At 60.7% G+C, this 23,984-nt stretch carries 27 protein-coding genes; 15 read left to right on the forward strand and 12 right to left on the reverse strand.

The window, feature by feature from the left end:
• Nucleotides 1-23 precede the first annotated feature (23 nt).
• The 4 genes from OKW29_RS12295 (at nt 24) to OKW29_RS12310 (ending at nt 3,987) form a co-directional block, all read left to right on the forward strand.
• Nucleotides 24-1,043 carry a PLP-dependent cysteine synthase family protein gene (locus tag OKW29_RS12295; RefSeq protein ID WP_429291235.1) on the forward strand — a complete coding sequence of 340 codons (1,020 nt, stop codon included), beginning with the start codon at nt 24-26 and terminating at the stop codon, nt 1,041-1,043.
• Between the two features lie 16 nt (nt 1,044-1,059).
• On the forward strand, nt 1,060-1,725 hold the full coding sequence (locus tag OKW29_RS12300) for a GNAT family N-acetyltransferase (protein ID WP_429291236.1): 666 nt from the start codon (nt 1,060-1,062) through the stop codon (nt 1,723-1,725).
• Nucleotides 1,722-2,684 (forward strand): amidohydrolase family protein, encoded by a 963-nt coding sequence (locus OKW29_RS12305; RefSeq protein WP_429291237.1) that lies wholly within the window; start codon nt 1,722-1,724, stop codon nt 2,682-2,684. Before OKW29_RS12300 ends, OKW29_RS12305 begins: the two co-directional genes overlap by 4 nt.
• 229 nt (nt 2,685-2,913) lie before the next feature.
• Nucleotides 2,914-3,987: a cytochrome-c peroxidase gene (locus tag OKW29_RS12310; RefSeq protein ID WP_429291238.1), complete on the forward strand. Its 1,074-nt coding sequence runs from the start codon at nt 2,914-2,916 to the stop codon at nt 3,985-3,987.
• Nucleotides 3,988-4,001: 14 nt separating this feature from the next.
• Here the strand turns inward: OKW29_RS12310 and OKW29_RS12315 are convergent, their stop codons facing one another.
• The 10 genes from OKW29_RS12315 to OKW29_RS12360 all read right to left on the reverse strand — a co-directional run bounded on the left by OKW29_RS12315 (nt 4,002) and on the right by OKW29_RS12360 (nt 12,475).
• A complete protein-coding gene (locus OKW29_RS12315; protein WP_429291239.1) occupies nt 4,002-4,406 on the reverse strand; it encodes a RidA family protein in 405 nt (134 codons plus the stop codon).
• Entirely contained in the window at nt 4,403-5,146 is a 744-nt protein-coding gene (locus tag OKW29_RS12320; RefSeq protein WP_429291240.1) for a 4'-phosphopantetheinyl transferase family protein, read from the reverse strand. The genes OKW29_RS12315 and OKW29_RS12320 overlap by 4 nt, the downstream gene beginning before the upstream one ends.
• Nucleotides 5,147-5,157: 11 nt before the next feature.
• The gene (locus OKW29_RS12325; protein WP_429291241.1) at nt 5,158-6,432 is read right to left on the reverse strand and encodes a hypothetical protein; all 1,275 of its coding nucleotides are present in this window, start codon (nt 6,430-6,432) and stop codon (nt 5,158-5,160) included.
• A complete protein-coding gene (locus tag OKW29_RS12330) occupies nt 6,429-7,223 on the reverse strand; it encodes an outer membrane lipoprotein-sorting protein (RefSeq protein ID WP_429292495.1) in 795 nt (264 codons plus the stop codon). The genes OKW29_RS12325 and OKW29_RS12330 overlap by 4 nt, the downstream gene beginning before the upstream one ends.
• A gap of 121 nt (nt 7,224-7,344) precedes the next feature.
• Nucleotides 7,345-8,460 carry a DJ-1/PfpI family protein gene (locus tag OKW29_RS12335; protein ID WP_429292496.1) on the reverse strand — a complete coding sequence of 372 codons (1,116 nt, stop codon included), beginning with the start codon at nt 8,458-8,460 and terminating at the stop codon, nt 7,345-7,347.
• Nucleotides 8,461-8,522: 62 nt separating this feature from the next.
• Nucleotides 8,523-8,966 carry a FixH family protein gene (locus OKW29_RS12340; protein ID WP_429291242.1) on the reverse strand — a complete coding sequence of 148 codons (444 nt, stop codon included), beginning with the start codon at nt 8,964-8,966 and terminating at the stop codon, nt 8,523-8,525.
• 73 nt (nt 8,967-9,039) lie between these two features.
• A complete protein-coding gene (locus tag OKW29_RS12345; RefSeq protein WP_429291243.1) occupies nt 9,040-10,428 on the reverse strand; it encodes an ABC transporter permease in 1,389 nt (462 codons plus the stop codon).
• Nucleotides 10,425-11,135, reverse strand: a complete 711-nt coding sequence (locus OKW29_RS12350) for an ABC transporter ATP-binding protein (protein WP_429292497.1) — start codon at nt 11,133-11,135, stop codon at nt 10,425-10,427. The genes OKW29_RS12345 and OKW29_RS12350 overlap by 4 nt, the downstream gene beginning before the upstream one ends.
• A gap of 245 nt (nt 11,136-11,380) precedes the next feature.
• Complete coding sequence (locus OKW29_RS12355) at nt 11,381-11,629, reverse strand: hypothetical protein (protein WP_429291244.1); 249 nt, start codon at nt 11,627-11,629, stop codon at nt 11,381-11,383.
• Nucleotides 11,630-11,641: 12 nt separating this feature from the next.
• A complete protein-coding gene (locus OKW29_RS12360) occupies nt 11,642-12,475 on the reverse strand; it encodes a helix-turn-helix transcriptional regulator (protein ID WP_429291245.1) in 834 nt (277 codons plus the stop codon).
• Between the two features lie 1,227 nt (nt 12,476-13,702).
• Between OKW29_RS12360 and OKW29_RS12365 the strand changes: the two genes are divergently transcribed.
• The 11 genes from OKW29_RS12365 (at nt 13,703) to OKW29_RS12415 (ending at nt 21,433) form a co-directional block, all read left to right on the forward strand.
• Entirely contained in the window at nt 13,703-14,653 is a 951-nt protein-coding gene (locus tag OKW29_RS12365; RefSeq protein WP_429291246.1) for a hypothetical protein, read from the forward strand.
• The gene (locus OKW29_RS12370; protein WP_429291247.1) at nt 14,646-15,377 is read left to right on the forward strand and encodes a hypothetical protein; all 732 of its coding nucleotides are present in this window, start codon (nt 14,646-14,648) and stop codon (nt 15,375-15,377) included. Before OKW29_RS12365 ends, OKW29_RS12370 begins: the two co-directional genes overlap by 8 nt.
• A gap of 55 nt (nt 15,378-15,432) precedes the next feature.
• Nucleotides 15,433-15,660: a hypothetical protein gene (locus OKW29_RS12375; RefSeq protein WP_149674243.1), complete on the forward strand. Its 228-nt coding sequence runs from the start codon at nt 15,433-15,435 to the stop codon at nt 15,658-15,660.
• Nucleotides 15,657-16,061 carry a hypothetical protein gene (locus OKW29_RS12380; RefSeq protein ID WP_429291248.1) on the forward strand — a complete coding sequence of 135 codons (405 nt, stop codon included), beginning with the start codon at nt 15,657-15,659 and terminating at the stop codon, nt 16,059-16,061. The genes OKW29_RS12375 and OKW29_RS12380 overlap by 4 nt, the downstream gene beginning before the upstream one ends.
• A 52-nt stretch (nt 16,062-16,113) precedes the next feature.
• Nucleotides 16,114-16,824 (forward strand): hypothetical protein, encoded by a 711-nt coding sequence (locus OKW29_RS12385; RefSeq protein ID WP_429291249.1) that lies wholly within the window; start codon nt 16,114-16,116, stop codon nt 16,822-16,824.
• A gap of 39 nt (nt 16,825-16,863) precedes the next feature.
• Entirely contained in the window at nt 16,864-17,577 is a 714-nt protein-coding gene (locus OKW29_RS12390) for a hypothetical protein (RefSeq protein ID WP_429291250.1), read from the forward strand.
• A 315-nt stretch (nt 17,578-17,892) separates the two neighbouring features.
• The gene (locus tag OKW29_RS12395) at nt 17,893-18,666 is read left to right on the forward strand and encodes a hypothetical protein (RefSeq protein ID WP_429291251.1); all 774 of its coding nucleotides are present in this window, start codon (nt 17,893-17,895) and stop codon (nt 18,664-18,666) included.
• Entirely contained in the window at nt 18,663-20,165 is a 1,503-nt protein-coding gene (locus tag OKW29_RS12400) for an NAD(P)/FAD-dependent oxidoreductase (protein WP_429291252.1), read from the forward strand. Before OKW29_RS12395 ends, OKW29_RS12400 begins: the two co-directional genes overlap by 4 nt.
• A gap of 3 nt (nt 20,166-20,168) precedes the next feature.
• The gene (locus tag OKW29_RS12405; protein WP_429291253.1) at nt 20,169-20,399 is read left to right on the forward strand and encodes a hypothetical protein; all 231 of its coding nucleotides are present in this window, start codon (nt 20,169-20,171) and stop codon (nt 20,397-20,399) included.
• A gap of 43 nt (nt 20,400-20,442) precedes the next feature.
• The gene (locus OKW29_RS12410) at nt 20,443-20,859 is read left to right on the forward strand and encodes a hypothetical protein (protein ID WP_429291254.1); all 417 of its coding nucleotides are present in this window, start codon (nt 20,443-20,445) and stop codon (nt 20,857-20,859) included.
• 40 nt (nt 20,860-20,899) lie between these two features.
• Nucleotides 20,900-21,433 (forward strand): hypothetical protein, encoded by a 534-nt coding sequence (locus OKW29_RS12415; RefSeq protein WP_429291255.1) that lies wholly within the window; start codon nt 20,900-20,902, stop codon nt 21,431-21,433.
• A 480-nt stretch (nt 21,434-21,913) separates the two neighbouring features.
• Here OKW29_RS12415 and OKW29_RS12420 read toward each other — a convergent pair whose 3' ends face one another.
• The gene (locus tag OKW29_RS12420) at nt 21,914-22,438 is read right to left on the reverse strand and encodes a hypothetical protein (RefSeq protein ID WP_429291256.1); all 525 of its coding nucleotides are present in this window, start codon (nt 22,436-22,438) and stop codon (nt 21,914-21,916) included.
• A 900-nt stretch (nt 22,439-23,338) separates the two neighbouring features.
• Nucleotides 23,339-23,908 (reverse strand): transposase, encoded by a 570-nt coding sequence (locus OKW29_RS12425; RefSeq protein WP_429291257.1) that lies wholly within the window; start codon nt 23,906-23,908, stop codon nt 23,339-23,341.
• Between the last annotated feature and the right edge of the window lie 76 nt (nt 23,909-23,984).

A 23,984-nucleotide genomic window follows, 5' to 3' on the forward strand; every position in this document is an offset into this window, starting at 1 on the left:
AACCGCCGGTCGGAGGATATCGTATGTACGCAAACAGCCTGGTCGAGTTGATCGGCAATACGCCTTTGCTTCACCTGAAGAGTCTCTCTGACGAGCAACGAAACATCCACGTCTATGGCAAGCTCGAATGCCACAATCCGGGCTACAGCGTGAAGGACCGAAGCGCGCTGCAATTGTTGCGTCAAGCCGAGCGCGATCACGGCCTGAAACCGGGCTGGTCGATCGTCGAGTCCACTTCGGGCAACATGGGTCACGCGCTCGCGATGCTGTGCGCCATTCATGGGTATCACTTCATTTGTGTGCTCGATCCGAAGACGCCGAGGGCTAACGGTAATGTCGTGCGCGCGTTCGGCGGTCGGGTCGAAATGGTGACTCAGCCTGACGAAACGGGCAGCTTCCAGAAAAAGCGTGTCGCCGTCGCGAAGTCGATCGCGGCCAGTGTGCCCAACTGCATCAACCTCGATCAATACAACAACCCCGCGGCAATCGACGCGCACTACTACTCGACGGGCCCGGAGATCGTCAATCAGCTTTCGGGCAAAGTGGACGCCGTCGTCGTCTCCGCGAGCACCGGCAGCCATCTGAGCGGGATTGCCCGATACCTGAAGGAACGTAATTCCCGCACGCATGTGCTCGGCGTCGAACCGAAGGGCTCGGTGGTATTCGGCGGCACGTTTGCGCCGCATCTGCAGAACGGCTCGGGGCTTAGCTTCAAACCGGGCAACATCCAGATGCAATGGGTGGACGAGACGGTCAAGGTATCGGACCGGGACGCATTCGTCGATTGCCGTCGGCTTGCGCTGCACGAAGGTCTGCTGCTCGGCGGATCGTCCGGATCGATTGTCCACGCGGCGCGCAAATATGTTGAGCAGTTGGACGGCCCTGCGAACGTCGTGCTCGTGCTGCCGGATAGCGGGCTCAAATATCTCGACACCCTCTATGACGATGAGTGGCTGAATGCACACGGACTTGAGGACGTGCTACACGACCTTGAAACCGCCGCCACCACCGAAGCTCGCGCTGTCGCGCTCGAATCCATCTAGGAATGTGATTACAGCCATGAACGACTCCCTCAGAACCTTAGCAGCAGATGGCGCCCATTACGCGATCGCCTTCGAGAAAGCTCAAGTCACGCGTGTGATTTACCGTTGGCCGTCGGAGGTCGATGTGACGCTGGCGCAGCAGATCGTCGAACTGATGCGCCATACGAGCCAGTCAGCGCCGATCATCGGTTTTGCCGAAGAGATCAGCGACGCGGAGGCTGAAAACTATCTTAGCGAGTTGCGGGCCAACCTAGCCGCGCAGAAGTGTCGGTTGCTGACGATCTTCGTGGATAACGACGCACTGATCGGTCTTTGCACGCTGCGCCGCAATCTCAATCCGAACAATCGACATATCTCCGATCTTGCGAAGGGCATGATTCATAAAGCGTTTCGCGGAGGCGGCGTGCTGCCTGCGGCGTTCGTCGAGATCTCGTTGCAATGCGAGGCCGACGGCGTCGAACTGGTGACGCTCGATGTGCGCGCCGATACACCGGCCCATCGGGTATGGGACCACTTCGGGTTCCAGACGTACGGCACGCTGCCCGACTATGCTCGCGCGCAAGGCAAAACGCATGCGGGCCAATTCATGATGCAGAATGTATCCGAACTCAAGGAACGCGCGCTCGGTATGCTTCAGGCGCGCGTCGGCGAGCATTCCATGTCGGGCGTACAACCGGCATGAGCGGCAACACTTACGACGGGCACGTCATCGACGCCCACTGCCATATCGCATCGACGCGATTCATTCCGCTCGCGTTTTTCGAAGGACTATGCCGCAACGTCAAGGTGCGGCTTGCGACGACGGGCGTGAAGAAATCGCTCACCGAATTGCTCGACATGTATGTGAAGTTGAGCCAGGACCATCAGGGCGACACGCTCGTCACGGAGATGAACTCCGCAGGCATCGCCCAAGCCGTGCTGTTGCTGCCCGATTTCACCTACGTGATGAAAAGCGAGCTGACGATCGATGAAATGTTTGCCGAGCATCACGGCATCCTTGAGCGTCATGCCGGGCGCTTCTTCGTATTCGGCGGAGTCGATCCGCGCTGGGGTGCGGACGGGCTTGCGCTCTTCGAGAAGGGAGTCGACGAATTCGGCTTCGCCGGTCTCAAGCTCTATCCTCCTTGCGGATATAGCCCGAGTGACCGGATGCTTTACCCCTTCTATGAGTTCTGTCAGGCGCGCCGGCTGCCGGTGCTATTGCACATCGGCCCAACGAGTCCGGCGCTCGAGTTCAACTGGTCGCATCCGGACATGCTCGACCGGGCCGCGATGGATTTTCCCGAGGTCAACTTCATTCTCGCGCACGGCGCTGTCCATTACGTCGACTCTTGCGTCAGCATGTGTGCGTACCGGCCCAACGTGTATCTCGACATCAGCGCGTTCCTTGCCTCCCAGCATCCGCAAGGCTGGCGCGCGGCACTCGCCGACCTGTTCAGGATGAACATCAATCACAAGATCCTGTTCGGTACCGACTGGCCCTTGTTTCGCAATTCGGGCGGACACCGGAAGGTCATGGACATGTTCGTCGCCCCGGATGGCCCATTGTCGGCGGTCTCGTCGCACCAGCGCGCATGGCTGATGTCGCGCAACGCAACGCGCCTGCTCCCGGAGAAACAGCTTGCGAGCCTTCCGGCGTAACCGCGGCGGGCCGCCGCGCCCCAACCGCATCGGATGTCTGACTCATCTGGCCGCGCGACTGACGGTCGCCGTCGCGGCGGCATGGCTCGCGTGCCTCGCTCACCCGCAAGACAGTCAGGGCGGCGGCAGTCTTACCGGCCAGGATCAGTGGACACCCGATGAAAAGGCGCAACTCGACGCGATGCGCCTGACGCCTGACGCAAAGGCGAAGACGGATCCCACGAATCGCGTGGCGACGACGCCCGCGGCGGCGCAGCTCGGGAGACTGCTCTTCAACGACGCGCGCTTCAGCAGAAACGGTGCCATTTCGTGCGCCAGCTGCCATCATCCGGGCCAGCAGTTCCAGGATGGCCTGCCGCGCGCACTGGGCTTGAGCGAAGGTATGCGCCGGACCATGCCTGTGGTCGACGTGACGGAAGGACCGTGGTTCTTCTGGGACGGTCGCAAGGACAGTTTGTGGGCGCAGGCGCTCGGTCCGCTGGAGGATCAGAAGGAGCACGGCGGCAACCGCCTGCACGACGCCCATGTGCTGCAGGAACATTACCGCAGCAGCTACGAGACCCTGTTCGGTCCGATGCCGGATCTGCGCGGGCTGCCGCAGAACGCGAGTCCGCTTGGCACCGGGACCGAGAAGGCCGCCTGGCAGGCACTCCCTGGTCGAGCGCGTGCCCAGGTATCACTGGTTTTCGCGAACATGGGCAAAGCTCTCGCGGCTTACGAAACGACACTGCGAGTCGGACCATCGCGCTTCGACCAATACATCGACGGTGTCAAGTCAGGTGATCCGAAACTGCTCATGGCGTTGAGCCCTGCCGAGAAAGCAGGGCTGCATCTGTTCCTTGACAAGGGGCAATGCGCGACGTGCCACAACGGTCCGCTGCTTACCGACCACCAGTTTCACAACATCGGAGTTCCGCCCGCCGACCCGAATCATCCGGATCAGGGTCGCCTGGCAGCGATTCAAAAGGTGCTCGCGGACGAATTCAACTGCCTTGGACCATTCAGCGACGCAAAACCCGAACAATGCGACGAATTGCTTTTCATCGCCAAAAACGATCCTCACATGTTGGGCGCCTTCAAGACGCCGAGCCTGCGCAACGTCGCGCTTCGGGCGCCCTATATGCATGCGGGCCAGATGGCGACGCTCGAGGACATGATGCGCCACTATGCCAAACCGCCGCACGCGATCATCGGAGAAAGTGAACTGAAAACGCTGAACCTCTCAGAGACCGAGCAGCAGGAACTCCTGAGCCTGCTACGGGCGCTCTCCGGTCCCGTCATCGAGAACGGCCAGGCGCAATGACTGGCCCGCGGCATCTACTGCACATGGCCGGGCCGGCTCTCCCTGATCGCGACGCCCATCACCTTGATCTGTCCACCGAACGGCAACGCTGCGACCTGATAGATGGTGCGCGCAGGGCGTCGACCTGCCTCGAACAGCTCGGCGAAGACTTCATTGACTTCCGGCACCGCCGCGAGATCGGTGAACGCGATATCGACGAACACGAGATCCGAGGGTTCGAATCCTGCAGCCTTCAGCGCGCGGAAGAGATTGTCAAAGGCAAGCTGCGCTTCTTGTGCAGGCGAGCCGGACACGTAGTGGCCCTCGCTATCGAGCGCCAGTTGGCCGCTCAGGTAGCACATGTTATCGACCACGACGGCGTGACTGATCGGCGATGACCATTGCGGCAGTCCTTCGCCAGACGATACGAATTGCCTCATAGCGCTCCACTCCTTTCAAAATGGGTTTGACTTGCCATCCATGACGTCTCGGTCCAGCACAATGCACTAGCGCCAGCAGCATGAGCAGCCGCATCGGACGCCCCGACGATACTCAATAACCGCGCATGCCCGATTGGGCAATCGACGCTCACCGCGACCGCCAGGGTCGCGTGTCCGATCCGCCTGCACAGCCCTACCCATTGTCGGCCCGCGTACCACGCGCTCGCCTGCGGCCCATCCAGGCCGTGCCAGCACGCTTCCTGAGGCGGTTGGCTGAAGCCCGTGCCCGCCGCTTTCAGCAGCGCCTCCTTCAAGGTCCAGAGACGGAAGAAGGCGTCGTCGAAACACGATTGTCCCAGGAGCCACCCACGCTCTTCGCGATTGAACACACAGCGGGCGAGCGACGACGACGCGACGATGGGCCGGTGCCATTCGATATCGACACCGACCTCTTCGGCGGCGACGGCGATCGCCACACAGGCTGCGCTGTGACTCATGTTGAAGCGATACGGAAACGGTTCAGCGACTTCCGGCTTACCGTACCTGCCGCGTGTGAAGTTGAGATCCAGCGGCGCGCATCCGGTTCGATACTGCGCGAGCACCAGGCGTTTCAGCGCGTGCGCATTTTCGTAGCGCTTGCTCGCCGCCGCGTCGACGAACTGGTCGCGCCGCTGCCGTTCCTCGTCACTCAGAGTTGGAGTAAGGGCCAACGGCGACAGCGAATACCAGATGTCGAGCATGACGTACCGCCTCAGAAGTAATGCTTCACGAGCACTTGCCACAGCGTGTGCTGAGGCAGCGCGCCGAATTCGCTGAGATTGCTGCCGCTATTCAGTTGCCATTGCAGGGCAACGTCGGTGCGAGTGAAGTGATAGCGTGCTTCGAGCCATGTGAGACGGCTGTGATCGGCAAGACTCATGCGAATGAAACCGCTCAAATCCAGCCGCGGCACGAACGCATCTTGCCAGCGCAGCATCAGGAACAGGTTATCTCTCGTCGTCGGGTCCTGTTGAGCGTTGGCGAGGTTGCGGTAAGCAAGGTACTGTTGCGGCGGACCTTTCTGCAGCGCCTCCCAGCCAGCCTTGTCGAGCGCCGCGCCGTCGTACTCGTATTCGAACGTCACCGACAGGTTGTGTGTCGTCGTGCAGGTCAAACCCGTCGACATTTGCCACCGAAAAGCGACGTCGCTTTCCGGTTGCTGCAACGCGCGCGCAAGCGTCGACGGGCTACGGCCTCCGGTCCACTCGACATATCCGACGCAGGCCTTGTTCAGCAGATGCGTCAGGTTGACGCCGAACTGCGGAGAGCTGCCGGGTTTGCCGTCGCCATACAGCAGAAATTGCGGGGAGAGATCGGCGATCACGTGCTGGCTTACGGCCATCAACCAGCGCGTGTTCTGATTGGTCGCGCCGAGGTCGACGGCGAAGGCAGCATCGTTTGGCTCGCTCGCAAGCTTCGGAGCAACCAGTGCGGTCACCGAACCGCCTGTCCAGACCCGCTGGCCCCGCAGCATCACTGTGCCCAGGCGGTTCTCACGCAGGCTCGCCGGGTCGACTGATGTGACGGAGCGCACGGCGTTGTCACGGAAATAGTCGGTGGGGTTATAGCCGGTTGCCACGCCCAGCCGCATGTTGATACGCCCGATATCGACAAGGCTCTGACCATCCTCGCCGATACGTCCGTTTACATACAGCTCCTTGAGCGTGTTGATCGCGCCAGGGTCTCCGCTGAAACGCTGCGGGCCGTTCAGATCGAGATGGTCCGCGAAGTTGAACTTCCAGTCCTTCGCGAACGCTTTCTGCACCGCCAGATCGATCGAGAGACGCTCGGCGGTTTGCGTGGCGTCGTCGGGCCGCATGGTCGCAACACGAAACGCCGGTTCAACGCTAAACTGATAGTCAGACTTGTCCACTTGCTGGGCCGGCGTAGTATCGGCCAATCTGAGCCCGGCTTCCTCTGCCTCGTCCGCATGGCAAGCACCGGCCAGCAAGAACATCGCGAGAAAGACCGCCCACGTTCGCATCATTCGGGCTGAAAGCTCGGCAGGAAATCGTGCTGAAACCAGCTGTCAGGAATCTGCCGCGAGGTGAATTCCGTGTATCGCATGACCGTGACGAGATTGGGATTGAGCCCGTCGATGATGACGATCTCGGTCGGTCTTAGCGCACCGAGCTGCTCCTGATAGTGTCGATAGAAAGCGGTTTTCAGCAGCTTGCCGCTATCGCTGAAAAAGCGTGCCTTGATCGGCCGCTGGGTCGTCGTATCGATCCACATCTCGACGGAGTTATATGTCATGTCCGGCACACTCTCGGCAAGGGCCAACTTGTACGCGCGGCGCGTCTGCCGATCGCCGTCCTGCACGTCTTCTTCATTTTCGATGCGCGCCTTGTAGCCCTGCGCAAAGTTGACGGTCACCACGTCCCCGTTGGAGGCCTGTCCGAGCAGCCGCTGCTGTGGAGAAATGCGGATGCTGGCCTTGCTTGTCGGATCGAAAAACCACAGGTCATTGCCGGTTTTCAGCATCAGCTTGTTCACGTCACGCGCGGGCGCCTCGAAGCGGATCAGACTGCGGAACTGACCGCTGCTCGGATCGATGCGCGAGTACGCTTGCAATGCGTTGGAATCCGTCTGCTTGCCATCGGTGTATTGTGTCAACGTCACCGTCAGTGAGAACGGTTCGGCGGGATTGCGAATCGCGTCGCTCGCGGTCAGGATACTCTGCGCATCGGTAGGAACGGACGCGGCCTTCGCGGCGGACCAGAGCGCTGCAGCCAGCGTCAGGGCGGTGGCCCAACGGGCGATCAGAAGTTTGGACATGGGAGGCTCTCTTTCGATCACGATTTTCAAAGGGGGTAGGAAACCAGCCTGCCCATGGCAGGCCGGCGACGACACGTTGGATGGAACCGCGCTGTTGGCGCGCGGCCGCGACTCGCGGGGGCTAGTAGCCGGGGTACTGCATCTGCAATGCGACCCACGCGGCCGTGCGCTTGCCGAAGTCGTTCGCGACCGCCTTGAGCGACTCGTCTAGCGCCCGCAGCGGCTGCGTCGAATCAGGCGGGGGCAGCATGCGGTTCGGCGCATTGACGCCGGCCACCCGGTCCGGCACGATCATGAGCCCGCGTTTCGTCCGGATTGGATCCCGGCTAGCTGCCACCGTATAGACGGTGGAGCGGAAGGTCGTGGAATAGACGTCAGCTTTCAGCACGAGCGAGATTTCATCCACGCCGGGCGCGATTGGGATACCGAAATCCTCATGCGACCAGAACGACACGTAGTTACCGGCGATCGTCATCATCGACGCCAACCCGAGATGAAACTCCTCACTCGGAATTTCCGACGACCACGACTGTCTGCCCAGCGACTCCGCCAGTTTGGTCGCGCGTTCGTGCCCGGCGATGGCTTCCACCAGCGCAAACGAAGCCGGAATAGTGGCAGTCACGCCGGTGGTGGTGACCACATTCCCGTCGGCGACATAGCGCCTGCCTTCGACCCAGTGCGTACGTGTAAATTTCTTGCGCAGATCGCTCATCGAGTACCAGTGCCCAGTCGCGCGCCGGTCATCGAGCAGACCCGCCCTCGCCACGACCCACACGCCGTCGCACACGCCGACGATCGTCGCGCCCTTCTTCGCTTGCTCCGCAACCCAAGACACCAACGTCGGATCGTCATCACGATGCACCGCCGGCACGATCACGTAATCCGCTCCTTCGGGGACGCGCTGGTCAAATTGCGCAGTCGTTTCCTGCGGTATGACATTCATCGGTGCAGGGAACATGCGGATCGGACCTGGTCGTGTCGCGAGCGGAATCACGTCGGCCGCGTCGGAGGCGGTCAGTATGCCGTACGGGATCACATAGTCCGTGAGTTCAGTGTAGTAGTTCTCGGCCACCACCACGACGACCGGTCGGGTGCGGTTAAAACGCGGCTGATAAGGCGGCAGGCGGTCGGCCTGGACGGCCGCCGTGCTGGCCAACGCCGCAGGAGCCAGATTCACGACGCCAAGCGGCGCGCAAGCCATCAGCAATAGCAGCCAGAACATTACGATCCTTCGCATGTCGACCTCTTCGAAATTGCGTGATGCCAGATGGTTCGACCTATCACGATCTTCGCGCCCCTTCATGACAACGATGGCGGCAGCACGACATTGAATGTCACCACATCCGTACCGATCGGCGATTTGACCTCCAGCTTGATCGTCCACCAGCCCGTCATGCTGAACTTCATGCCTTCCAGCAGGTAGTGCCCGGCATCGCCCTGCTCCTGCACGACCTGCGGCTGCGTCGGCAGCCCGTGTCCGTGCTGCGGCATGCCACCGCTGACGTCGATCATTGCCCCTCGCACCAGTTGTCCCGACGCGTCGCGCAGCGTGATTCGCCACGTCTGGATCTGGCCGATGTGCACGCCCGGTTTGGGCGGCTCGAGTGCGACGACGTACTTGCCTGTGCTTGTCTGCTGCGTCAACGCCAGATTCAGATTGGCCGGCGCCTGTTCGCCGAACGCGGTGCCAAAGCCACACGACAGGATGAAAGCAATCAGAAACTGCTTGAGCAACTTTTGCATGATCCTCACCCCTGCACAAGAACGATAGGTGGATTGAACCGGATTGGCATCAGCCTTTGCATCGAGCTATGCCTCACGCATAGCGAAGCGCATCGACGATGTTCATGTGCGACGCACGTCGCGCCGGGAACAACGCGGAGAGCATCGAAACCAGCAGCAGGCCGATTGCCGTCCCCGCAATCAGATCGTTCTCACCCCACACCCGGATGATCAATGGCACCGGCGAGCGGCCCGGTGGTGTCCACGAGAGCCCGCTATGGTTGATGACGGCGGCGAGTGCCGCGGCACTGAGCACGCCCAGCGACGCGCCCAGCACGCCCAGCAGCAGACCTTCACACATGAATAGACGGCGCACGCCTTCGCGGCGCAGCCCCATCGCCCGCAAAGTGCCGATTTCGACGGTACGCTCGAAGACCGCCATACTCATCGTATTGCCGACCGTGAACAGTACGATCGCAGCGATCAGCAGTGCGATGAAACCGAACAGCGTGGCGAACATCGCAAGTGCCTGACCATAGAACGGATTCAGCGTCGTGTAGTCGACCACCTCGGTCTCCTCACGCTTGAACTTCGTCGTCAGCAGAATCTCGATCCGCGCCTTGGCGGCGGGCATATCTCCGGTATGCGCCAGTTGTACAACAATCGCTGTCGCCTTCGGCTGATCGCCGCCATAGACGAGGCGCTGCGCCTGAGCCAGATGGAGGCCCACGTACATGTCGTCGTATTCCTTGATGCCCTGCTGCTCCGCCTTAACGACGTGCAGTTCCGCAACGTTCGGAGCGCCGCGCGCGGTGGCGGCCAGCAGCTCGATAGTCGACTGTTGCGAGGCGCTAGTCGGCGCGGCTTGCGTCGTGCGTGCAAGTTGAGCTACGTCCGCTGGCAGACCAGGGCCCGCGTTGGCCGTCGGGTTCGTCTGCGGCGCGCAATCGCGCACGTGCAACTGGCCACACAGTTGCAGCACCCGCGCGAGGCCCATGCCGACGATCGCCGCGTCCGTTTCAGTTCTCGTCAACGCTAGCGGCGGTACCGTCACAGGAAAATGGTAGTCGTTCCATTCGCGCATCCGATTCTGATCGTTGACGAGCACACCGAGCGCCAGTGCGGTACGCGATACCCCTTGCTTGAAGTTGCCGGCGATCCCCTGAAGTTGCAGTGTCGGCGTCACCACGAGCACCATCGGCGCGAGCACGGGGTCGGACTTCAGCGCGTCGATGATCTCTCGATAGTTGGCGATCCCATATTCGGCCGGGTTGCCGCTTCCGAACTGATAATAGCCCGCCCGTTCGATCTGCAGGTGTCCGCCGTACTTCACGTAGTCGGTTTGCAAGCCATAGGTGATGTTGCGCGTGTAGCCACCAAACAGTAGGACCGCATGTGCGCCGACGATCATCGCCAGAAGCGTCGTGATCGAACGTCGCCGATTACGAAGCAGATTGCGTATTGCGAGTGCCAGTGTTTTCATGCCACAACCTCCACTGCGCTTGCGCGCGACACGCTGACAACGCGTCCGTCGGCGATTTTGATCACGTCGTCCCCTTCGGCAAGCACTTGGGGATCGTGCGAGGAAATCACGAACGAAGCCTGTCGCTCACGTTGCAGCCGGCGCATCAAGCCGATGATCGCCTCGCCCGTCTTGCTGTCGAGATTGGCGGTGGGCTCGTCGGCCAGCACCAGTTGTGGCGACGCAATTAGCGCGCGCGCGATCGCGACGCGTTGACGCTGACCACCCGAGAGCTGGCCTGGGCGATGCCCCGCCTTGTCGGCGAGGCCCACCGCGTCAAGTAACTCCCTGACTCGCTCTGCCCGCTGCGCGTTTGTCAAACGGATGCCTGCGAGCAGCAGCGGATACTCGACATTCTCGTGGGCCGTCAATACCGGCAGAAGATTGAAATTCTGGAAGACGAAGCCGAGGCGCCGTGCGCGAAAGTCCGACAACGCGTCGTCGGATAACTGGCTAACCTCTTCGCCTGCGACGAAGATGCGTCCGCGGCCGGGACGGTCGACACAGCCAATCAGATTCAACAGCGTCGACTTGCCGCTGCCGGACGCTCCTGAAATCACCGTGAGCCGGCCACCTCGAATTTCAAGGTTGACGTCCTGCAACGCGGTGACTTTGACCGCACCCATGGGGTAACTCTTTTCAATGGCTTCGAGTTTGACGGCGTTCATGGTCTTGATGAATGGAGGTTCGCTGCTCAAAATGGGGCCGTGGGAGACGTTGACGAAGGAAACCACTTGCGCAGAATATCAACTTGATCGGCAGGGAAAACCTGTCCGATGGGGCAAACCCTTTACGGGAACAAATCGGAGAATGTTGCGAGTCGGCTGGAACCCTGCGCTGTACCCAATTCGCGTGTACCAGCGGATCCGCATGCATCGAGGGGCCGTCGGTAATCGCGGCGCTCATTGTGTAGTCATGCCCAAAGCGATCTGCGGACAAGATCCACCAGCGACTTGAGCATCATCAGCGTCGCCCCACCGATGAACGGTGGCGCGACAACCCCCATCACGCCGAGCACGATGCGGCCCGGCAACGGCACCCCTGGCTTCCTGCATGCGATATAGACGGCGGCCGGTGGCAGAAACAATATGGAGAGCACGTAACTGCGGTACGTGTAACCGTGCTTCGCGACAAATGCAATGGTCTTGTCCTTGAACGACATCGTGGTTCCCCTTCAAATCAGACCCAGTCGACTAACTTTGGCCACCGCCTGCGCTCTGTTGGAAACGTTCAATTTTCCATAAACGTTGGTAAGGTGGAATTTCACGGTCCGCTCGGAGACACACAATATTTTCCCGATCTCCCACGCCGTCTTGCCTTCGATCACCCACTTGATCACATCGCGTTCCTTGCCGGTCAATCTGACTTGAGCGACATCGGACTGCTGGCCCGGCCAAGCCTCCGGTGGACTGCATTCAACCTCAGGTTGAACTGCTTCAAACGCCTCATACGTGAGGATTGAATGCAAATGCAGCGCCATGAAATTCACCAGCAGCGCGAGATGCGTACTGACGGTCGAACATTCGAACTGGAAAATGGTGACCACATGGCCCATGCCGTGCACACCCGAGCGAACGCATGCGGCCACGCCTTGTCCCCCCTGCATGTAGGACGCCACGTCACGCACCGGCAGACACACCTGAGCAGGCAATACGCCCCCGAGGCCACGCCACTGGAAGGCATGGTCGAGTGGTTCCGAGATCGCAAAGCATCCAAGGTACTGCTCGATGTCGACCGCCGGGCCGCAGAACGTTTGCCCCAGGAGCCCCTCAGGTTGGCCGTCAGCGGAACCGTCGCGATACACGACCCCTTGAGAACTTGTCCTTCCTTTGCGCTCGTGAAGGATCACGCACCGTCTGGCATGGACGACTTCTTTGACTTTCTTCGTTACTCGGTCCAATCGGTCGATCAGATCGGATGTGCGACGATTCGGACCGCTATGACATGAGAGCAGTTTGAACTCTATGGTGGATTGAGCTGGGACCAAGGTTGCCACCTCCATATACATCGATTGGTCCCGCAACGGAGAGCGCTAGAACCAAATACCTAAGTAGTCGCGGACACCATCAAACAATCTTCACCATGTGACGTCAACGAACTCTTGTCAAAAACTGGCCATGGCGCGACCCCGTCAGGCCATGAGGTCTTGACGTGTCACACTGTCACATGAAGTGAGTCCAGTTAAGACTCGGCAAAGTCCGTGCTCGAATAAAAGACGAACAACGCCGGAATATTCTTAATACCAATATTTCGCAGTCCTGATTAATCCCCTAGGGAATCCCTTGTCACGTCTCAACTCCGTATGCACCGCTTCATGCACCGCGTTTTCTCGCGGATTGCCTCTCGCAACTGCTTGCATGTTCGCGCGCTGTCGTGCCGTATTGCACCTCCCACGCGTGCCAGCCATATCGCGCCGACTGTCGCCTGCTTGTCCAACTGTGCCGACGTAATCACAAATTGTTATCTAGCTTCGATGCCCGCACGGTCCCACTTGAGCAGAACGATCCATCGAATTCGCCGGGTCCGAAAGAGACGAAAACAACGATCAGGCGTTCGCAGAAAAGAACGCACAGGTTGTGCCAGCTTCGAAACCGGGTCAGAGTGAAGACTGTAAGTTACTGAAAAGACGTAGCTTTTACGAAATGGCGAGGCGACTTTCAATGGCACTTGCCCGTGTTTCACGGTGAATATGTTCGCCATTGCCTGACACGCGTCGTCAGCAACTGTTCGTCAGAACAATACACATCTGCTTTCGTGGAAATTTGATCGTCCGTGGGGTTCGAGGGCACGGTCCTCCGGTCGATCGGTAGCTCGTTCGTCCTCGCGGCCGGTGACGCTACACACGGTGGCGACCCATATCTCGTCCACTGCGGCGAAGACGGTCGAGGAAATCCAATTTCAGAACGCTCGGGACGAGAGCCGTCCAAGCCGCTCTTGGCAGTTTTGGCAGCTTTGGCAGTTAGGAGAATATGGATATTCGTGGCGATAGCGAGAACCGCTTCCACCTCGACGATGATCCTGCGCGACATTTCATAGAGATGCCAAGGTGCACCGCCGCTTTTGTAATGAGCACGATATCGTCGATACGGCATCCGAATTTTATCTGGAGACAGTTTAGGCCGTTTTCTTCGGGCCACTCCCTGCAAATCACATTTTCAAGTCTCAATTCGTAACCTATATTGGAGAGCAGTGTTTAATCGCGCGACAATCGCTTTCCTGAAAGGAGTCGGTATCGATGAGCCGGTCCGGTGCATCTCTGCAGATGGGAGCAGACTGGGATCCGACCCGGTCGGCGCGCGAACGGCTCGACCAGTTGATCCAGTCGTATCGGCACGTGGTGACGCAGCATCTGGAGCCCTTGGTACGCGGCTATCATCCGTCGATGCTGACTGGATCGCGTGACGAGTACCTCAAGATGCTTGAACTGACCACCAAGATGAACGTGGTCGGCCATGCTTGCACGGAAGTTGCAGGGTTCGAATATGATGCACGGCGCCAGCATGTCGGCAGCCTGTTCGGCGCGTGCTGCTTTCTGGCGGACAGTTTCATTGACGACTTCGATGATGCGACGACGCGCGACTATCTTGACCGCCTGGGCGTATTGCTCGCCGAAGGCTGGTTCGATTTGCGCAACGATCGCGAGAGACTTTTCTATGTGATCGTCTCGAGGCTTTTTAGCGGGCGCGATATCATGAATGCGACGACACGCCAGGCCATTTTGCGGCTTTATGAAGCGCAGAAGCATGACGTCGAATTACGCCTCGCGCGAGCGTACAGCGACGCGCGACCCGGGCGCTCGGAATTGAACGCATTGAGGCAATGCGCCAGCAATCGCAGCGGTCACGCGATTCTGGTGTTATCGGCATTTCTACTGCCTGAACTCGATCTGAACTATATTGCACTGATCTACACCGCCGGTGCGTTGATCATGTTCATCGACGACCACGGCGACTGTTTTTCGGATCTGGCGCATGACCGCGTGACGTTCATGAATCAGGTCAAATATCCCGAGCGTATTTTGCGCAGGATTTTTGTGTCTTATGTGCAGCGTGTGTATCGTGGCCTGCCGCCCGGCAAAGGGCGGGATCTCCTGATCGCATTCCTCACGCGCTACTACCTGACACGGCTCGACAAGCATCGGCAGCAGAAACTGAAAACCGCGTCTGGCTGGGCAGTCTATGAGTGATGGCGTTGGTGCCGATGGATCGCGGGCGGCAGATCTGATCGCGTTGCACATCCAGGAGTTGCACAGCGTCGGAAGGCTTCACGGACAGCAACCGTTGCTGAGAATCGACAACCGCGCCGAGGCCTCGCAGGCGCCGTTTCAATTCGACGCGTCAGCAGGACGATTGCATCGCATGGGTTGCCGGTCGATACCGAAGCAATCGACGTCTGCGCTCTATGGTGTCTGGCGAATCGGGCGCGACGAACAGCAACTCGCTTGCCCACGGTGCAAACCAGTGTTCAATGAAGACGCTCCAGACGATCGAAATTTGCCGAGCGACCTGCTTTACGGGGTGCTGTCGATCATTACGCAGTTTGGCGGTGTGTTGCGCGAACGCGGGCGCGAATACCGCGGCACGCTGGAAGGACGGGTGCTGGGCGCGCAGATCGAACGGGTGTGCCGCGATCTCGGTGAGCGGGAAAAAAATGCGCTGGGGACGGTTCTTGCTTCACTCGACGGCTTGTCCACGCTTCTGCGCGAAATGGAAGCCGGGGTGGGAGCGGCTAACGGCGCGGGTGCGCACGCCGCAAACGGAAACGGCGCGGCTGCTACAAGCGGCACCAACGGTACGAGCGGTGCTAATGGTACGAGCGGTGCTAACGGTGCGAACGCGTGTGAGGCGAGTTTGGACGGTGCAAACGCCTACCGTGCCGGAAACGGCGCTTCGCGGCCAGCGCACGACTGACTCGGCAACGGATGCGGAGCCAGATCAGCGTCGGCCAGTCGATGAGCGATGAGCGATGAGCGAGGATGCGATGCCCAGAATCACCATGTCCATCCGGTTGGGACCGATGGTGCACTTCCAGATCGAAGGTCAGAACTGCACTGAGATATCCCAGGCGCTGGACGGCTTCGAGCATCTGAACAAGACGGTCGACGACATGTTCAGCGATCTGGCTGAGCGTGTGTATCCCGATCTCGACACGGAAGGTAACCACGCGCCGGTCGCGGAAGGGGGAAAAACATGAAATTCGGCACCCGCGTCACCCTTCACGCGCACCCGGATCTGAACCTTCGCATTGACGCGGCACCGCTCGCGTTCGAATGCTGTGGCGGTGCGTCGTTCTCGCTTTCGACCGGGCCGGTCGAAGTGTCGCTGAAGGAGTTGCCCATCTCGTTGACCATTCCGTTTCTGCGACATAGGCGTCGGCGCGTGGTGGTCGCGTCGGTCGGACCGGCCCGCTTCCAGCTGAATCCGATCGACGTGAAGCTGGATGCCCACGATATAAGCATCGGCGGGGTCGTCGGCAAAGACGGGATCAGCAGCACTTTGCATGGCACCGGCGCATGCAAGGCCGAGATTGGCGTGACCGGCAAAGTCCCCGTCAACGCGCTCGCCGAGGCCGTCGACGGCTCCGACAGCGAATGACACTTTGCGTGGCGGAGCACGAATCGTGATACTCAGACCACAGCGGCGCCCAATGTCCGTGCACGGCACGGCGAACCAGAGCGCGTGCGGCGCCTGCGTGAGAGAGGCCTACCGATGTGTCGAATATCGCCACCAGGTGGAAATCGAAGTCTGGCCGCCAGCGGTCACGCTCAACTTCGAGGATGAATGGACGGCAAATCCGATCGACGCGGAAACCCGCTTCGCCGCAACGGTATTCAACTCGGGGCAAGGCGCGTTGTGGGAAGTGCACGACGTGCTGGGCAACCCCGGTGCAGGATCGATCGATGCGACGGGCCTGTATCGCGCTCCGCCCAAGGGCGCGCTGCCGAACTGTTTCACCGAGGTCGTCGTCGCGACCGCGCGCGAGGACCGGCTGCGCAAGGCCTACGCGTGGGTCACGCTGGTCGGCACCGGACCAGCGGCGACACCGAGGCCCTCGGTCGAAATATGGCCAAGGCGGGTCAATCTCTACTATCAGCAAGGCTTCAACAACAACTATATCGACGACAGCAACAAGATGCGGCTCTTCACCGCCACCGCGTCACATGATCCCGCACCGGCCTTCGAATGGCTGGTTGACGATGTGGTGCAAGGCGGCGCGACCGATCCATGGTTTCTTTATCAGGCACCCGGCAACGGCGGGACGCAGGTCGTGACGGTAAGCGTGCGCGATCCGGCACAAGCGGCGATTCGCGACGACGCGCGCGTGCTGCTGCTCAACTACACATGGCCTGCCGCCTAACCGGCGTCGCTCGTCGGCAAACCGCTCTGGAGACAACAGATGGACGTCGATATCAAATCCGTACAGAACGTCGATCCGATCCCGATCCAGCCACTGACGATCGCCGACGTGCAGAAGATCGCGCCGGCCGCGGTCCATATCAAGGAACTGAACCAGATCGCGCCACTGCTGGTCGAGTCGCTGCGGGTCGATCACATCCGTCACGTTGATCCGCTGCGCGTCGACCAGTTGAACGTCACGCATCTGCCGACCGTGAATCTGACGCTCAGTCGGTTGCCCCAACTGGATGTGTCCGTGCGGCGGGTGCCGCCGCTAGCGTTGTCGCTCCAGCAGCGATTCGATCTGCCGGCGCGTTACCGCATTCGAACGCGGTTGCTAGGCTTTGAAATCATGCGATTCGAAATCGATGGCGAAATGAAGCTCGTGCCGCGCAACTGCGCGCGAAGCGAACAATCGCACTCAACGGAACGCAGCTTTCCCGATGTCGCGGCGGTCGGCAATCCGGCGATCCCCACGCGCACCACGCAGCGGTGCACGCAGACCATCACTCGCGTCGCCCCTCCCACGGGTGCCTGTGACGCCGAGCATTGCGCCGACGCACCCTGGCCGGCACAAGCCGCTCAGGCGAGACACCCCGCGCGACTGAGTGCCGGCGCGCCACGCTTTCATTACGCCTTGGGCCGCGGCAGCGCGGCTGCCCCAGCGGCGCAACGCAATGCCCGCGCGGACAGTTCGGTTGCCAGTGGAGATTGAACGCCATGCCACGCAATAGCCTTCCCGATGCCGGCCCGGGTGTCCGCATCCTCAGCGAGAATCTGATCGACCTTGCCAATGCCCTCGTGGGTCTTGCCTCGGCTGCAGCGTATCGCACGTACGCGGGCGCGCTCTCGGCACGGCACATCGCGCATCGGGCAATCTGGGACATGCCCCATTCGCCCTGGCCGCAACCATGCGACTCATGCCGTCCATGCGAAGGTCGCTGCTGCAACGTCCGGCAGCACGTCAGTTACGTCTGCATACCGCCTGTTTATGGCTGCGGTTGTGTAGCGCCCTGCAAGGAGTCATGCGATGTCGGCCACCAGTAATGCAGCGGCAGCCTCCGGGACCGGTGATGCAACCAGTCCCGCGCACGAGGCGCGGCCCGCCAGTTCCCCCGACAATGGGTCGCCAACACCGCCGCATCTGGAGGAGCCCGATGCGAGCGCGGCGCACCAGCCCAAGGCGGCAACCAGTTCCGCTCCCGATCTGCGCGGGCACCTCGATCAGTTCAGCGCGATCCTGAGCAAAGGCCTCGATCTTGCGGAGGCAGGCGTGAGTTTGGGCGTGACGCTCATCAGCCGAGTCGGCGCGGTGGCCCAGCAGGAAATTCGTGAGCGCGCGAGCAACGCCGCAATGCATGTCGGATCGATGCCCGGCGCGGCGCCCGCGGAGCCTAGCCCGAGCGCGGAGGGCGGCGCGTGGCCGTCCGCTTCGGTGACTGCGCCGGCGCAATCCGCCGTACCCGACGATGGCGGCTACGCAGTGACCAATCGGCTGGCGCTGATACCGGGCAGCGAAGTGCGCGTGTCGTTCTCGGTGAACAACGATTCGACGACCGAACCCAAGAAGGTGTCCCTCCGGGTGGAAGGATTCGCCGGCCACATGCAAGGGGCGCGATTCGAAGCCGATACGCTGGTGGTCAAACCGACCCAGAAAACCATTGCACCGGTGGACTTCGAAAAATTCGTGCTCCAGGGTACGTTGCCATCCGATCTGCCGCCGGACGTCTACCATGGTGCGGTCGTCGTCGAATCGGGCAGCGAACTGCGCATTCCCGTGATCCTGGTTGTCGGGGCGACGTGAGCGCAAAGGCGATGATCTACGACGCGATCGTGGTGGGAGCAGGTCCTGGCGGCAGTAGTGCCGCGAGCTTTCTTGCGCGCGACGGCATCACCACTCTGCTGATCGACAAATCCACGTTTCCACGCGACAAGGTATGCGGCGACGGTCTGACGCCGCAGGCGATCTACTGGCTCGACCGACTCGGCTGTGTCAACGAGGTTCTCGCGGCCACCGACGCATGCCTGAAATCCTGCGATCTGTTCATCAACGGCGAACTCGTGCTGACGGGTCGCTTCCCGTCGCACACGCAATATCCGGATTTCGCGGTTCTGCTCGATCGCAAACGCTTCGATCATATTCTGCTCAACAACGCGTGTGATCATGGCGCTCACTTTCAGCCCGATACGCGCGTGCACGATATCGAGTACGAGCCCGATTGCATCCGCGTGCTGGGTGAGACGCGCGGCAAACCGACCGAATATCGCGCCCGCGTTGTGATCGGCGCCGACGGTGTCAGCTCGGCGGTCTCCCGCGCAATCGGCAACACATTGAAGGATGGCGTGATTGCTGCTTCGCTGCGCGCCTACTTCAGGAACGTCGAATGGGACGGTGCGCAGATCAAGGTCTACTTCGCGCGCGACTATTTTCCCGGCTACGGCTGGCTATTTGTCGACGACAGCGGATTCGCAAACGTCGGCCTCGGCTACGCGTTCGACAAGAACTTTCCGATGCTCGAGAACCTCGGTGCGCACTTCCGGCGCTTTCTCGCCACCGAGGTGGCCAGCATGCTCGCAAACGCGACACGTTGCGGTCAGGTGTCGGGCGGATCGGCCGCGTTCTATCGGCCAAAAGCCATCATTGCGGACCGCGTGATGTTGATCGGCGATGCGGCAAACCAAGCTGACCCTCTTAATGGCGGAGGCATCCACAAGGCCATGGAAAGTGCATTTTGTGCCGCGCAAACGTGCCGCCATGCGTTGGACGCCGGAGATTTTTCATGCGCGGCGCTCAAGCGCTATGAGACGCGGTGGAACGAGCAATACGGACTCGACTGGCAGACCGCCGAAATATTTCTGTCGATCGCCAAGAACCCGAACCTCAGGGATTTCGCCCTTTTCCTTTTGAAGAACATCGGCACGTTGACCGCCGCCGACCCACGATTTCAGGACTTCGCGAGTGGCATCTTCAGTGGCGTCATTTCGCAAAGCAGTTGCTTGTCCCCTCTGGTGCTGTACCAGGCGTTTCCCAAGCAGCTAGCCTCCTGGCTCGCGCTGATGCAATACGATACAAACGCTGCGGTTGCCGGCACGCACGATGTCGTGTTCGGCTCCATGCGACTCGCGCGCGGTGCCGTTGGCAGCATTGCTCGTGCGGGCGTCGATATGGCACGAAGTCCCGTCACGACGCTCGATTGGGGCATCGAGGTAGCAACCCGCGTGGTGCGACTGGCCGAGCGCCAGGTCGCGTCTGGCCACCCAACGAGCCGATACGGGGAAGCGGCACACACGTCAAGGAGATAAACGATGTCGACTGCATTGGCTTCTATCACCAGGCTGGTTCACGAGACGTCGAGCGCGTTGATCGATCAGCAGATCGCTTTGAAGGTGGCATCGATGGCGACGGGCTTTCTGAACTCGGGGTTCGAGATCGTCGACGACGCGCTGAAGATCGTGCGCGACCTGAGCGCACCTGCTGCGCCCTCGACACCGCCTGCCGCGGCGACCCCTGCGGCGCCGTCGCCCGACCAACCGTAACGTTGTCCGCAAGCGTGGGGCACGCTTGCTGAGGAGAGGCAAGATGAAACATGGAAGCTGGAGTGGCCCGGCGGGTTGCGAAACCGCGCGGGCCCCGGTGTGCGCCTTCTATATCCCGGTATGGTGCGTCCCGTCGGTCGCGCAGGATTGTGACCCGGTGCCGCGAGTGCCGCGTCACCTCGAAGTCCAGCAATCGACGACGCCTCAATCCGCGTTCGTGGGCGGACACGAAGAGGTGCTCCTGTCCGTCGAGTACCTGGTCGAGACCGGCGCAGCGAGCCCCTCGGTGTCGTTGACTACGGCATCGGATAGCTCGTCTTCGACGTGGACCGACTCGACGCCCGCGGTCGGGTACCACGTGCAGGAAGGCCTGTTGCACGTGAAGGCCGGAACAAAATTGACGCTGGCGGTCAACAACGTTGACGCGCGCGTCAGATGGTGTGAATCGATCTGCTGCTAGGCAGCCGGCGAGATTTCTTGACCATTCAAAGGAGGTCGAGATGAACCCAAGCCAGTACGCTCAGCAATACACCGGCGCGTGGCGCGTGCCGGCGCCGGCTTTCTCCTATCCGCGCGAGCCGATGCGGACAGGGTACTGTCGCCATTGCGGGCAACCCAGTGCGCAATGCCGATGCGGTTGCAGGGAATGCCGCACCGAACCGCGGGAGTTGGTGGCCGAGTCCAAGACAACCGGCGACACCACGCGCACCGGTCTTGCGGCCTTGCTCGGCACGTCCGCCGCGGCGGGCCAGGGCAACGCAGCGGCCAACAGCAACACCGCGTTCATCGGTGGCGGATGTTGCGTTCATCTTTCGGTCGAATATGCACCGGTCACGCCCACCGCTACGTCGGCGGTTGCCGTGCTGGTGCGCGACTCCGAGGGGACGGTGCTTGGGTGGGAGCGCCAGGAACAAGCCGGCGCGCACTACCGAGTGAAGGAAAGCATCATCACGACCAAGCCAGGCGCAACCCTCACGGTTCTGGTATCGAACATGGTGGCGCGCGTGCGGTGGTGCGAAGTGTTCAGTTGCTGACGGAGGCGGGTATCCGCGTTCGTCGAGGAGATCGAAAATGGCCATGAAACCGAAGGACGAGCAGGCCGGCAAGCCAGACGCCGAGACGCCAGCATCCTCCCCATCCGCTGCGCAAACGAGTGCGCAGTCCGAATTTCAGCGTTACAAGGAACGACTAGGCGCGTCGGGATTGACGGGTGGCCAGATGATGATGATGCCGGTGGGGTTACCGCGCGGCATGCCCGGCATTCCCGCATGGGCACTGCCCCCTTCCGTGGCCGCGATACCGGGGCCCTCCGGCTGGCCTGCCGCGGCTCAAGAAGCGAGCGGCGCGGCGCAAACTTTGTTCGCTGCGCTCGGTACGACATTGAAGCTCGGGATCGACGTCGTCAACGCGGCGCTCTTTAGCAGCGCTCGGGCACTCGAAGGGGTCTCCGGCGTGGCGCTCGGATATCGCGCCGCAGAGTATGGCGGCTGCGGTTGCTGCGAGCAAAGCTGCTGTCAGTACGACTGTTGCCAGGATTGCGGCTGCGCCCCGTGCTGTTGTGAACCCTGTTGTAGTCGTTGCCAGCCGGGTGTTGGTAATTGTTGTTGAAGCAACACTCCAGACGGCGTTGTCACGTTGCTGAACTGATCGCGTAACAAATCGTGATGAAAATGACGAAATCGCTTTATCACGGTCGAAGCTTTCCGGCAGACGTCATCAGTTGCTCGGCTCGCTAGATTCCTTGACTGAATTGATTGCGTAGCGATTGAGTCAAGTTTTTCTACGGGGCGATTTTTGACTTGATCGCACCATGTCTTGAGGGCCTGTTCGGTGGCGCAGAAGCTGCGCTGCAAGGACGCTGGTGAGGCCGCCGGTGCTTGGGGGCTAACCAAGGCGAGGCCGGGCCGCAAGATGCGCGAGTAGACGCGTGTATGGAACAGGGCCGTCTGCAACCCCAGGTCCGTGAGGTGGTAGCGGTGGGTCTTGGGCACTCGCTCGATCAGGCCATGCAGGCGCAGGCGTCGCAACTCGTAGCTCATGCGCCCCGGCGTGATGTCGCCGGCATGGTGGCACCACCGCCAACAACGTCTTCTGGGATATCGAGGTAACGGGCGAAGCGGCAGTCGTTGGCTCCGGAACACCGGTCTCGATCGCAAATGGTTTGTCAACGAGCCAAATGAGGGTATTCGTACCATCCGTCATTCTCTGGAGGCTTGCACAAAAAACTCCTTTAGTTCAACGAGTTGAAAACCTGTCAAGTCACCAGAACTCGTGAGGCCGCGAAGCCTTGCCACAAGCGGCGTCTCACGCCGTTACCGCCAGATTTTGCACGGATCGAACGAATACCCCATCTGGCGCAAAACCCACTGCTCCGCAAACACGCCCTGCCATTGACGCTATTCTCCGCCCGCTATAGGCCACAATTGTGCCTTCGGACTGGTGTGGAGGCTTTGCAGGTCGACCAACGAGCTAAAGTTTTCCCCAGAAATCGGTACGCGATCTGACTGCTAAGATAAAGTTTTCTTCTCTCAATAGCAGCATTTCGTGGCGTAACCTGGGTGATGCGATCTACGCCAGAGAGCTGCTGACGCGGCCGCGCCGATACCGATCAGTGATTCCTGCAGCGCGCCGCAGCCACGCAACGCCATTAATATGCACTCCATATCTATCGACGCCTTAATGACCGCCGATGGTCTGCTCTTCAGCCTGCGGGATTCCCTTGTCTCCGTTCTTCTTTGCAACTGGTTGCGCGTTTCCGTCCATTGCGAACGAAAGAACTACGATGACCGTTGGTAATCGTGCGAAGCCAGGAACATCGTTGTGAAAAGCGACTGGTATCTCGATATCGGAGTTTGCATTATGATCAGGACCGCGAATGCAACAGGCGTGAGCAATCACGGCGCGTGCCGCAGTCAGTGAAGTGCGAGCCCCGCGCTGGTTCAGCAGTAGTGGCGCAGGTTAATCATCGTATAGGCAAGCGTCTTGAACGCGTAGTGAACGTCACTGATGCGTTCAAAGCGCAGCAGCAGACGGCGGAACTTGTCCTCCCAGGCGAAGACCCGTTCAATGGTCCTGAAGCGCTCCTCGAAGATGGCCGGATCGTAGCGCTGCTTGCGGCCCCGCTTCGGTATTTTGCGTCCGCGCGGATTCTCGGGGATGTTCGGGGTCATGCCGCGATTGAAGATCGCCTTGCGGTTTGCACTGCAGTCGTAAATGCCATCCAGGCTGACGATTGAACCGTGCAGGTCCGCGCCAATGGCGCGGGCCATGGCGGTAAGGCTGGGCAGCGCGTCGCGCAACAGCGGTGATTCGTTGCGGTTGCCGGGAGCGCTGATGAATGGAGCAATGACGTTGCAGTTGCGATCGCACAAGGCCACCACCTTGTCGCCCTTCAGATGCTTGTGCCCGCTATACCCGAGATTGTCGCCGCCTTTCTTCGCCGCCGTCGTGGTGCCGTCGCCGTGGATGACCGAAAGGTCAAGCAGCTGGTCCTGATGAAGTTGCTGCACCGAGCCCGAAAAGATGGCATCGATGCAACCATCGGCCTGCCAGCGACGAAACGTGCGGTAGATGCGCGTATAGTGA

Source organism: Paraburkholderia sp. CI3, from assembly GCF_050436505.1.
GTDB classification, from domain to species: domain Bacteria; phylum Pseudomonadota; class Gammaproteobacteria; order Burkholderiales; family Burkholderiaceae; genus Paraburkholderia; species Paraburkholderia tuberum.

What these genes read in the sequence shown, in the direction of transcription:
- OKW29_RS12295 (WP_429291235.1), top strand. Translation starts at nt 24, where the DNA reads ATGTACGCAAACAGCCTGGTCGAGTTGATCGGCAATACGCCTTTGCTT.
- OKW29_RS12300 (WP_429291236.1), top strand. Translation starts at nt 1,060, where the DNA reads ATGAACGACTCCCTCAGAACCTTAGCAGCAGATGGCGCCCATTACGCG.
- OKW29_RS12305 (WP_429291237.1), top strand. Translation starts at nt 1,722, where the DNA reads ATGAGCGGCAACACTTACGACGGGCACGTCATCGACGCCCACTGCCAT.
- OKW29_RS12315 (WP_429291239.1), bottom strand. Translation starts at nt 4,406, where the DNA reads ATGAGGCAATTCGTATCGTCTGGCGAAGGACTGCCGCAATGGTCATCG.
- OKW29_RS12320 (WP_429291240.1), bottom strand. Translation starts at nt 5,146, where the DNA reads ATGCTCGACATCTGGTATTCGCTGTCGCCGTTGGCCCTTACTCCAACT.
- OKW29_RS12325 (WP_429291241.1), bottom strand. Translation starts at nt 6,432, where the DNA reads ATGATGCGAACGTGGGCGGTCTTTCTCGCGATGTTCTTGCTGGCCGGT.
- OKW29_RS12330 (WP_429292495.1), bottom strand. Translation starts at nt 7,223, where the DNA reads ATGTCCAAACTTCTGATCGCCCGTTGGGCCACCGCCCTGACGCTGGCT.
- OKW29_RS12335 (WP_429292496.1), bottom strand. Translation starts at nt 8,460, where the DNA reads ATGCGAAGGATCGTAATGTTCTGGCTGCTATTGCTGATGGCTTGCGCG.
- OKW29_RS12340 (WP_429291242.1), bottom strand. Translation starts at nt 8,966, where the DNA reads ATGCAAAAGTTGCTCAAGCAGTTTCTGATTGCTTTCATCCTGTCGTGT.
- OKW29_RS12345 (WP_429291243.1), bottom strand. Translation starts at nt 10,428, where the DNA reads ATGAAAACACTGGCACTCGCAATACGCAATCTGCTTCGTAATCGGCGA.
- OKW29_RS12350 (WP_429292497.1), bottom strand. Translation starts at nt 11,135, where the DNA reads ATGAACGCCGTCAAACTCGAAGCCATTGAAAAGAGTTACCCCATGGGT.
- OKW29_RS12355 (WP_429291244.1), bottom strand. Translation starts at nt 11,629, where the DNA reads ATGTCGTTCAAGGACAAGACCATTGCATTTGTCGCGAAGCACGGTTAC.
- OKW29_RS12360 (WP_429291245.1), bottom strand. Translation starts at nt 12,475, where the DNA reads ATGTATATGGAGGTGGCAACCTTGGTCCCAGCTCAATCCACCATAGAG.
- OKW29_RS12365 (WP_429291246.1), top strand. Translation starts at nt 13,703, where the DNA reads ATGAGCCGGTCCGGTGCATCTCTGCAGATGGGAGCAGACTGGGATCCG.
- OKW29_RS12370 (WP_429291247.1), top strand. Translation starts at nt 14,646, where the DNA reads ATGAGTGATGGCGTTGGTGCCGATGGATCGCGGGCGGCAGATCTGATC.
- OKW29_RS12375 (WP_149674243.1), top strand. Translation starts at nt 15,433, where the DNA reads ATGAGCGAGGATGCGATGCCCAGAATCACCATGTCCATCCGGTTGGGA.
- OKW29_RS12380 (WP_429291248.1), top strand. Translation starts at nt 15,657, where the DNA reads ATGAAATTCGGCACCCGCGTCACCCTTCACGCGCACCCGGATCTGAAC.
- OKW29_RS12385 (WP_429291249.1), top strand. Translation starts at nt 16,114, where the DNA reads ATGTCCGTGCACGGCACGGCGAACCAGAGCGCGTGCGGCGCCTGCGTG.
- OKW29_RS12390 (WP_429291250.1), top strand. Translation starts at nt 16,864, where the DNA reads ATGGACGTCGATATCAAATCCGTACAGAACGTCGATCCGATCCCGATC.
- OKW29_RS12395 (WP_429291251.1), top strand. Translation starts at nt 17,893, where the DNA reads ATGTCGGCCACCAGTAATGCAGCGGCAGCCTCCGGGACCGGTGATGCA.
- OKW29_RS12405 (WP_429291253.1), top strand. Translation starts at nt 20,169, where the DNA reads ATGTCGACTGCATTGGCTTCTATCACCAGGCTGGTTCACGAGACGTCG.
- OKW29_RS12410 (WP_429291254.1), top strand. Translation starts at nt 20,443, where the DNA reads ATGAAACATGGAAGCTGGAGTGGCCCGGCGGGTTGCGAAACCGCGCGG.
- OKW29_RS12415 (WP_429291255.1), top strand. Translation starts at nt 20,900, where the DNA reads ATGAACCCAAGCCAGTACGCTCAGCAATACACCGGCGCGTGGCGCGTG.
- OKW29_RS12420 (WP_429291256.1), bottom strand. Translation starts at nt 22,438, where the DNA reads ATGAGCTACGAGTTGCGACGCCTGCGCCTGCATGGCCTGATCGAGCGA.